Here is a 9066-nt window from a genome sequence, read left to right as displayed (position 1 = left end):
GGGGGGGGTGGGGGGGGGGGGTTTCGGGCGGGTCACTTCCCCCGGCCCGCGGGGGTCGGGCCCGCGCGCCCCGGTCGCCGGACGTCGCCGCCCGGGTCGCCCGAGCCGGCAGCGGCCAGGAAGCGGTGCCACCGCGCTCTCGGACTCCTCCAGGTGCACCGCCCGGACACCGGCCCGGCGCGGCGGATCAGCACCTGGTCGCTACTGTCGTCGAGCCGGACCTTGCGCTGCTTCATACCGGGCAGCTTGACTTCCGCTCCCCGGCGTGGCCGGCGAGGTCCGCCGCCAGGCCGTCGAGCAGGATCCGCAGGCCGTAGCCGAAGCTGTCGTCCGGCGCCGCGCCGTACTCCTCGGCGGCCGACGTCCCCAGCCGGGCGGCCAGCCGTGGGAACCCGGCCGCGACCTCCCGGGCGCCGGCCAGCGCCTCGTCCATCAGTTCCCCGGCGTCGCCGCCGTCGCGGCCGAGCTTGCGGGTGAGCGAGACCTGGGCGGCGGGGCCGAGGGCGTTGCCGAACACATAGGTGAAGACGGCGGCGGCCGCCCGGTCGGCGCGCGCCCCGGCGAAGCCGGCCGCCTCCAGGACGGCCAGGGCGTGGTCGTCGTGGCGGGCCTTGCCCGGCCCGAACAGGACGTACGAGCCGAAGGCCTGCACCAGCCAGGGGTGGCGGCCCAGCATCGCGTACAGGTCCTCGGCCATCGCGGTGGCGGCGGCGCGCCAGCCGACCCCGGCCGGGTCGGGCAGGGCGACCTCGCCCCACGCCTCGTCGGCCGCGAGGGCGATGAGGTTCTCCTTGCTGCCCACGTGCCAGTAGACGGCGGTGGCGGCGGAGCCCAGCCGGCGGCCGAGCGCCCGCATGTTCAACCCTTCGAGGCCGTCGGCGTCGAGGAGCTCGACGGCGGCCCTGACGATCTGTTCGCGGGTCAGCGTGTCACGGGGCATGAGGTCACGATAGTGCAGCCGGCGACCGTCTTGCACAGTGTTCAATACGCACTTGCACAGTGTGCAAGTCTGCTCTACCTTCGACTTGAACACAGTGCAAGTCAGCGCCAGGCCACCGTGGAGCGGCCCGGCGCCCAGGGGACACAGGGGAGAGGGACGTTCCATGGCCACCGAAACACTGTCCGAGTTCGTCGAGGCGACCGCCGCCGAGTTCGGCATCCCGGGCGTCGCCGTCGGCATCCTGGCCGACGGGCAGGAGACCGTCGCCTGCCACGGCGTGACCGGCATCGACGACCCGCACCCGGTCGGCCCGGAGACGCTCTTCCAGGTCGGCTCGGTCTCCAAGACCGTCACCGCCACCGCGCTGATGCGCCTGGTCGCGGACGGCCGGGTCGACTTGGCGGCGCCGGTCCGCCGGTACGTCCCCGAGCTGGTCCTCGCGGACGAGCGGGCGGCGTCCGCCATCACCGTGCTCAACCTGCTCAACCACACCGCCGGCCTGGACTGGAACCTCCTCACCGACACCGGCACGGGCGAGGACGCCCTGGCCCGCTTCACCGCCGAGCTGGCCGGGCTCCCCCTGATCGCCGAGCCCGGCACCCGTTCCTCCTACAGCCAGGCCGGCTACAACCTCGCCGGGCGGATCATCGAGAAGGTCACCGGCCAGAGCTACGAGCGGGCCGTCTCCGCCCTGCTGCTCGAACCGCTCGACCTGTCGCGGAGCACCTTCGCACCGGACGGCGCCACGGCAGGGCACCTCGCCGAGGGCCACAACCGGGAGGCGGACGGCACCCTGTCGACGGCCCGGCAGTGGCGGCCCACCCGCGCCAACAACCCCGGCGGCGGCCTGGCCTCCTCCGTCACCGACCAGCTGCGCTGGGCCGCCTTCCACCTCGGCGACGGGCGCGCGCCGGGCGGCGAGCGGCTGCTGCCGGCGGAGCTGCTGGGCCGGATGCGGCAGCCCACCGTGGAGCTGCGCGGCAGCACCCTCGGCGACGCGCTCGGCATCTGCTGGTTCCTGCGCGACGTCGACGGCGTCCGCACCGCCGGGCACGGCGGCTCCGGCAACGGCCAGTTCGCCGAACTGCTCACGGTGCCCGAGCGGGACTTCGCCGTCGTCGCCCTGTCCAACGCCGGCCCGGACGGCATCCTGTTCAACCAGGCCGTGGTCCGCTGGGCGCTGCAGACCCACCTCGGCGTGGCCGACCGCGACCCGCAGCCGCTCCCCCACGACGAGACCTGGGCCCGCCAGGTCGCCGGGCACTACGAGATCGACGCGATGACGCTCACCGTCGCGACCGACGGCACCGGGCTGACCCTGGACGTCCGGATCAGGCCCGAGATCCGGGCCGCCTCGGAGACCGAGATCCCGCCGGACCACGCCCCGGCGGGCCTCGGCCGACTGCCCGGCCGCGAGGACGAGTACATCGTCACCGAGGGCGGCCTGAAGGGGCAGCGCGGCTACTTCACCCGTGACGAGGCCGGCACGGTGCTGGGCATCGACCTGGCCGGGCGGCTGTTCACCCGGACCGGGCCGGTCGCCGACTGATGGGCCGCCCGCGCCGGACGCCGCTGTTCACCCGCCCCTCACCGCGGGCACGGCGTCCGGCCACCGGGGATTGTGCCTACGCTGTAAAGGTGCGTGACGCCGCCACCGCCCGGTCGGCGGCCCCGCGTCCCCGAAGGGCCACCCGTGAAGCGCACCGCCCCGTTAGCCTTCGCCCTGGCCGCAGCCCTCGCGGCCGCGGCCACCTCCGTCGGCGCCCCCGCCGCCGCGCAGGAACAGCGCCGCCCGCCGCGCGCCGACCGGCACTTCTACGGCACCAAGACGCCCTACGCACCGCAGCAGGACCTGCACGACTACCAGCCGGTGCCGCGCGGCTTCACCCCGGTGTTCACCGAGAACGTGGCCCGGCACGGCTCCCGGGCGATGACCGACCCGAGCGACGGCCGGACCGTCCTCGCCGTGCTGCAGGCGGCGCGGGCGCAGGACGGGCTCACCCGGCTCGGGGAGCGGCTCGACCCGCAGGTCCGCGCACTGCTGGCCGGCGCCGCGGCGCTCGGCTGGGGCAGCCTGTCGGCGCGCGGCGCCGAGGAGCAGCGGCAGACCGCGCTGCGGATGGAACAGCGGCTGCCCGCACTCTTCCACGACATCGAGGCCGGCCGACGGCCGATCACGGTCGAGACCTCGGGCGTCGCCCGCGCGGTGGCGAGCGCGAACGCCTTCACCGCCGGCCTGGCCGCCGGAGATCCGGCGCTGGCAGGACTGATCCGGCCCCCGGTGACCGACCGCGACCTGCTGTACTTCCACAAGCAGCCGCAGAACGCGGACTACCGGGCCTACCTGGCGGGCGACCCGGAGCTGGCCGCCGTCCTCGCGGAGATCGACGGGGAGCCCGGCACCGCGCGGGCGGCCGGGCACGTGGTCGCCCGGCTGTTCCGGCCGGGCTTCGCCGCCGCGATGGCCGGCCCCGACCGGGTCGCGTTCGGCCGCGCGCTGTACCAGCTGTACGGCGCCGCGCCGGATCTGAGGGCGGAGGCGCCCGGGGTGGACCTCGATCCGTTCCTGCCCGCCGAGGACGCCCGGTGGTTCGCCTACCTGGACGACGCCGAGGAGTTCTACCAGAAGGGCCCGGCGTTCCGCGGACGGACCATCACCTACGGCATGGCGCACGTTCTGCTGGACGACCTGTTCGCCCGGGCGGAGGCGGCCGCCGCGGGCACCGGCGGGAGCGGCGCGGTGCTCCGCTTCACCCACGCCGAGGAGATCGAGCCGCTGGCGGTGCTGCTCGGGCTGCCCGGCAGCACCCGCCCGGCCGCTCCGGACGACCCGTACGCGTACCGCACCAACCCGTGGCGCGGTGCCGAGGTGGCGCCGATGGCCGCGAACGTCCAGTGGGACGTCTTCGCCGGGCCGCGGCAGCCCGGCCGGGGCACGGACGGCGGGGGCACGGACGGCCGGCCCGCCGAGGGCACCCGCTATCTGGTGCGGATGCTCTACAACGAGCGGGAGACGGCGTTCCCCGCGTCCTGCCGGCCGATCGACCGGGGCAGCTTCTTCTACGACCTGGCCGAACTGGAGCGCTGCTTCGGGCGCGGCTGACCGCGGGCCGGAGGGCCTCCCGACCCGGCCGGCGGCTTGCACAACCGATCGGTTGTGCAAGCTGGCGGTTGTGCGTACTGTCGAGGTATGACAGTCGTCGACGACGAATTGAGCCTGGTGTTCGCTGCGCTGGCCGACCCCACCAGACGGGCGATACTGGCGCGCCTGGCCCGGGGCAGCGCCACGGTCCACGAGCTGGCCGAGCCCTTCGCGATGACCCAGCAGGCGGTGTCCAAGCACCTGAAGGTGCTGGAGCAGGCCCGCCTCATCTCCCGCACCCGCGCGGCGCAGTCGCGCCCGTGCGTGCTGGAGCCGGACCACCTGGACGCCGCCACCGACTGGATCGCCCGGCACCGGCAGGTCTGGGCCGACCGCCACGACCGCCTCGACGAGCACCTGTCCGCCCTGCGGGCCGAGCAGCGGGGCGCCAAGGAGACGAGCACACCATGACCACCACCGGCGAACTCACCTACCGGCGCGTGCACCGGGCCTCGCCCGAGCTGCTGTTCGACTGCATGACCACCCCGGAGCACCTGGCCCGCTTCTGGGGTCCGACCGGGACGACCACGCCGCTCGACGGCATCGTGGTGGACCTGCGGCCGGGCGGGGCGTTCGAGACCACGATGGTCAGCGACGCCGACGGCAGCACCTACACCATGCGGGCCGTGTACGCGGAGGTCAGCCGGCCGGACCGGCTGGTCTGGATCGAGGCCGACGTCGAGGGCGGCATGCGGACGACCGTCACCTTCACCGACCTGCGCGACGGCCGCACCGAGGTGGTGACCCATCAGACCAACGTGCCCGCCGCCTATCTGAGCGCCGAGGCGCAGGCCGGGTTCGCCACCAGCCTCGACCGCTTCGCGGCGTACGCGGCCGGCCTCGCCGCCGAGCACGGCTAGCCACGCCCCCGCCCCTCCCACCCTCCTCCGATTCCCTCCCGATCCACGCGAAAGGCAGGGCCGCACCATGCCTGTCATCACCTCGGCCGACGGCACTCCCCTCACCTGTGAGCGGTCCGGCAGCGGACCGGCGATCGTCCTGGTGGACGGCGCCCTCTGCCACCGCTCCGCGCGGCCGCTGGCCGCACTGCTGGCAACCGACTTCACCGTCCACCTCTACGACCGCCGCGGCCGCGGCGAGAGCGGCGACACCGCACCGTTCGCGGTCGCCCGGGAGGTGGAGGACCTGCGGGCCGTGGTCGCCGCGGCCGGCGGCCGGGCCGGCGTCTACGGCATCTCCTCCGGCGCCGCGCTCGCGCTGACCGCGGCCGCCTCCGAGCCCGGGATCACCCGGCTCGTCCTGCACGACCCCCCGTTCATCGCCGAGGCCGGCCGCGCCGACCGGGCCAAGGAGTACACCGAGCGGCTCCAGGAGCTGCTCGCCGCCGGCCGCCGCGGCGACGCCGTCGCCCTGTTCCTGGCCCATGTCGGCCTGCCCGAGCCCGCCGTGGCGGGGATGCGCGCGCAGCCGTCCTGGGCCGCGTTCGAGGCACTCGCCCCGACCCTGGCGTACGACGACGCGGCGCTCGGCGACGGGAGCGTGCCGCGCGGCCTGGCGGCCCGGGTGGCCGTTCCGGCACTGGTCCTGGCCGGCGGCGCCGCGCCGCCGCTGCTCCGGCAGGCCGCCGCGGCGACCGCGCAGGCCCTGCCGCACGCGGAGTACCGGACGCTGGAGGGCCAGACGCACGACCCGGATCCGGCCGTGCTCGCCCCGGTGCTCGCGGAGTTCTTCGGCAGCTGACCCACGGCCGGCCGCGCGGCGGAGGAATCGGTCTGGACGGTTCATCCATTCTGGACGTACAGTCCAGACATGGGAACCGCGGACGACACCACCGACGAGCGGCTGCGCCTGTGGACTCCGGTGTGCCAGGCCGTCGCACTGCTGCTCGGCCCGTACGCCGAGGTCGTGCTGCACGACGCCGGGACCGACCGGATCCTCGGGATCTGGAACCCGATGGGCTCGCGCCGCCCCGGCGACCCTTCGCAGCTCGGCGAGCTGGACGCACTCGACCCGTCGGCGCGCGACGTCTTCGGCCCGTACGAGAAGCTGCTGGCCGACGGCCGGCGGCTCTCCTCGGTCAGCGCGGTGCTGCGCGACGCGGACGGCGGGGTGTCGGCGGTGCTGTGCGTCAACCTCGACCGGACACCGCTGGAGCAGGCCGCCGCCGTACTCTCCGCCTTCGGCGCCCCGACCGCGGGCCGCCCGGAACCGCTCTTCGAGCAGGACTGGGCCGAGCGGATCCAGCACGTCGTCGGCGGGTACGTGCGCGAGTGCGGCCGCCCCGTCGAACGGCTGACCCGCGCCGACCGCCTCGCCGTCCTCGAACGGCTCGACGAGGCCAAGGTCTTCGCGGTGCGCCGCGCGACCCCGGTCGTCGCCCAGGCCCTGCGGATCTCCCGTTCCACCCTGTACGGCCTGCTGGCCGACCTCCGAGCACCGAGCACGAAGGACCGAACACCATGACCCGGCTGCCCGACTTCCGCCTCGAAACCTACTTCTCCCGGTGGGAGTTCACCGCACGCCACCACCTGACCGCCTCCGACGTGCAGACCATGACGCTGGCCGAGCTGCTCGCCCTCGCCGACGACGGGGACCGGTCCGCCTTCGAGAACCTCTCCCTGGGCTACACCGAGACCTACGGCGACCCGGCACTGCGGGAGGCGATCGCCGCCACCTACGAGCGGGCGGACGCCGCGGACGTGATCTGCTTCGCCGGCGCGGAGGAGGGCCTCTACCTGGCGATGAACGTCCTGCTGGGGCCCGGCGACCACGCCGTCGTGGTGACCCCCAACTACCAGGCGGCCGAGACCGTGCCGCTGGCCCTCTGCGAGGTCACCGGCGTCGCCCTCGACCCGGAGCGCGACTGGGCGCTGGACCTCGACGCCGTGCGGGCCGCGATCCGCCCCACCACCCGGGTGGTGTCGGTGAACTTCCCCAACAACCCGACCGGGAAGGTCATCGACGCCGCCGACTTCGAGGAACTCGTCCGGATCTGCGACGAGCGCGGCATCCACCTGTTCAGCGACGAGGTCTACCGGGGGCTGGAGCGCGACCCGGCCCGCGCCCTGCCGCAGGCCGCCGACCTGTCGGAGCGGGCACTGTCGCTGAACGTCACCTCCAAGGCCCTCGGCCTCCCGGGCCTGCGGGTCGGCTGGATCACCTGCCGCGACCGCGGCCTGCTGGCCCGGCTGGAGCGCGCCAAGCACTACACCACCATCTGCAACTCCGCCCCCGGCGGAATGGTCGCCGAGGTGCTGCGGCTGGTGCCCGGCGGACTCGCCGGGCCGGGGGCATCGGGCATTGCGGTCTCTCTCAGCAGGGCCTGGACCGGGCCAGTAGGACCACTGTAGACGGGCGGACCCTGCCGGTTCGCGTGGTGGCCGCTGGAGTCCGCCACCTGGCCCCCGGCGCCCTGAACCAGGCCGGATCCGCTCCGTACGGTTGCGGCAATCCGATCCATCGAGATGCGCCGGTGCCCATCGAGCGCCCGGCAGGCAGGCGCGCCATGACTCTCTTCTTGCAGGCTGCGGTACCGGCGGACGACCGCCGAAGAGGCCCGCTCGCGGGCGCCCGACGCGTCACGGCAACCGTGTTCGCCGCCCAGGGGGCCGCCGTGGCGGCGGTGTTCACCACTGTGCCGGGCATCCAGGAGCAGCTCGGGCTGTCGTCGCCGGTGACCACCGTACTGATGGTCACCGTCGCACTTGCCGCAGGCGCGGGCAGCTTCGCCGGGATGGCGGCGATCCGCCGGGTGGGCGCGGTCGCCGCCATGCGCTGCGCCGCCGTGGCGACTGCCGCCGCCCTGCTGCTGATCGGGTGGGCGCCCGGTCAGGCAGGCGTCACTGTCGCCTACCTCTTGTTCGGAATGGCCCTGGGCGGCATCGACGTCTCCGTGAACACCCGGGCCGCGGCGGTCGAGCGTGCGTACGGGCGCAGCATCTTCTCGTCGTTCTACGCCCTCTGGAGCGTGGGAGGCGTCGCCTCGGCCCTCCTGACGGCGGGCATGGCTCGCCTCGGCAGGCCGCCCGAGCAGATCCTGACCGCTCAGGCCGCCCTCGTCCTCACGCTCGCCCTGACCATCCGCTCCCACCCGATCGCGGACGCGGCGGCATCCGGCACACCGTCCGAGACCGCCGCAGTGCCGCTCGGCCGGAGGATGTGGGCCAAACTCGTCCCGTTCGGCCTGGTCCTCCTCGTCGCGTACGTCATCGACTCCACGGTCTCGGCCTGGTCGACCGTCTACCTCCACCAGGTCCTCGCCGCGTCCTTGCCGACGGCGCCCCTGGCCTACGCGGCTTACCAGGCGGGCACCATCACCGGACGAGCCTGCGCCGACCACCTGATCCGCAGGACGGGGCCGGCCGCGGTGATCCGCGCCGCCGCGCTGGGCGCCGCGACCGCCCTGGCCGCGCTCGCCGGGGCGCCCGGCTGGCCGTACGCGATTGCCGCAGCGGGGTTCGTGGGCCTGGGCGTCTCCGCGTTCACCCCGCTGTGTCTCGCCACCGCCGGGCGGCTGCAACCGGATGCCGCCGAAGCCATCCTCGCCCGTCTGAACCTCTTCAACTACCTGGGCGTCATCAGCGGGGCGGCCGCAAGCGGGTTCATCGGTTCCAGCGGCCACTTCCGCCTCGCATTCGCGATTCCCGCAGTCCTGGCCCTCCTACCGCTGGTCATCGCTCGTACTTTCGCCCACGACGCCCGACTCCAACCAGTGGTGCACCACTCCTGAGGTGCGGAGGGCCGACGTGCGGTGCTACCCGGCGTCTTGGGAAATGCTCGCCCAGGCCTGTAGACCAACTCAGCGCGCGGGCGTCGCTGGTACGGGGGTGTTGCGGCTGGAACGGGCACCTTCGGAGAGCCGTTGGCTGGGTATCTGTGTGCGGGTCGGTGTGCTTCTCGAGTGGCTGGGAGGTGGCGCCGAGGTCCGGGGGGGGTAGTCGGGCGGATGAACATCTCAAGCTCAGCGACACGGCGAGGTGTGTAGCATTCGGCGCCTGACCTGCAGAAACACCTAATTCCTTGA

Annotated in this window: 9 protein-coding genes; 8 read left to right on the top strand and 1 reads right to left on the bottom strand. The window is 74.2% G+C overall.

Going from position 1 to position 9066, the window contains the following annotated elements; translation table 11 throughout:
• Window positions 1-232 precede the first annotated feature (232 nt).
• Window positions 233-940, bottom strand: coding sequence for a TetR/AcrR family transcriptional regulator (locus ACFV0G_RS03310; RefSeq protein ID WP_380540779.1), 708 nt, complete (start codon window positions 938-940; stop codon window positions 233-235).
• A gap of 163 nt (window positions 941-1103) precedes the next feature.
• On the opposite strand from ACFV0G_RS03310, the gene ACFV0G_RS03305 reads away from it, so the two are divergent.
• From ACFV0G_RS03305 to ACFV0G_RS03270, 8 genes are all read left to right on the top strand, one after another.
• On the top strand, window positions 1104-2489 hold the full coding sequence (locus tag ACFV0G_RS03305) for a serine hydrolase domain-containing protein (RefSeq protein WP_380540775.1): 1386 nt from the start codon (window positions 1104-1106) through the stop codon (window positions 2487-2489).
• Between the two features lie 144 nt (window positions 2490-2633).
• Window positions 2634-4043: a histidine-type phosphatase gene (locus ACFV0G_RS03300; RefSeq protein ID WP_380540772.1), complete on the top strand. Its 1410-nt coding sequence runs from the start codon at window positions 2634-2636 to the stop codon at window positions 4041-4043.
• An 87-nt stretch (window positions 4044-4130) separates the two neighbouring features.
• The gene (locus ACFV0G_RS03295; protein ID WP_380540769.1) at window positions 4131-4493 is read left to right on the top strand and encodes an ArsR/SmtB family transcription factor; all 363 of its coding nucleotides are present in this window, start codon (window positions 4131-4133) and stop codon (window positions 4491-4493) included.
• Window positions 4490-4942 (top strand): SRPBCC domain-containing protein, encoded by a 453-nt coding sequence (locus ACFV0G_RS03290; RefSeq protein ID WP_380540766.1) that lies wholly within the window; start codon window positions 4490-4492, stop codon window positions 4940-4942. The genes ACFV0G_RS03295 and ACFV0G_RS03290 overlap by 4 nt, the downstream gene beginning before the upstream one ends.
• Window positions 4943-5009: 67 nt before the next feature.
• Window positions 5010-5783 (top strand): alpha/beta fold hydrolase, encoded by a 774-nt coding sequence (locus ACFV0G_RS03285; protein WP_380540762.1) that lies wholly within the window; start codon window positions 5010-5012, stop codon window positions 5781-5783.
• 69 nt (window positions 5784-5852) lie between these two features.
• A complete protein-coding gene (locus tag ACFV0G_RS03280; protein WP_380540759.1) occupies window positions 5853-6506 on the top strand; it encodes a transcriptional regulator in 654 nt (217 codons plus the stop codon).
• Window positions 6503-7393 carry an aminotransferase class I/II-fold pyridoxal phosphate-dependent enzyme gene (locus ACFV0G_RS03275; RefSeq protein WP_380540756.1) on the top strand — a complete coding sequence of 297 codons (891 nt, stop codon included), beginning with the start codon at window positions 6503-6505 and terminating at the stop codon, window positions 7391-7393. The genes ACFV0G_RS03280 and ACFV0G_RS03275 overlap by 4 nt, the downstream gene beginning before the upstream one ends.
• Before the next feature lie 155 nt (window positions 7394-7548).
• A complete protein-coding gene (locus tag ACFV0G_RS03270) occupies window positions 7549-8772 on the top strand; it encodes an MFS transporter (RefSeq protein ID WP_380540752.1) in 1224 nt (407 codons plus the stop codon).
• Window positions 8773-9066 lie beyond the last annotated feature (294 nt).

Origin of the sequence: Kitasatospora sp. NPDC059571 (assembly GCF_042735675.1) — a bacterium.
GTDB lineage: Bacteria > Actinomycetota > Actinomycetes > Streptomycetales > Streptomycetaceae > Kitasatospora.
The sequence above is the reverse complement of the archived record's forward strand: the minus strand, read 5'-3'. Positions and strand labels throughout refer to the sequence as shown.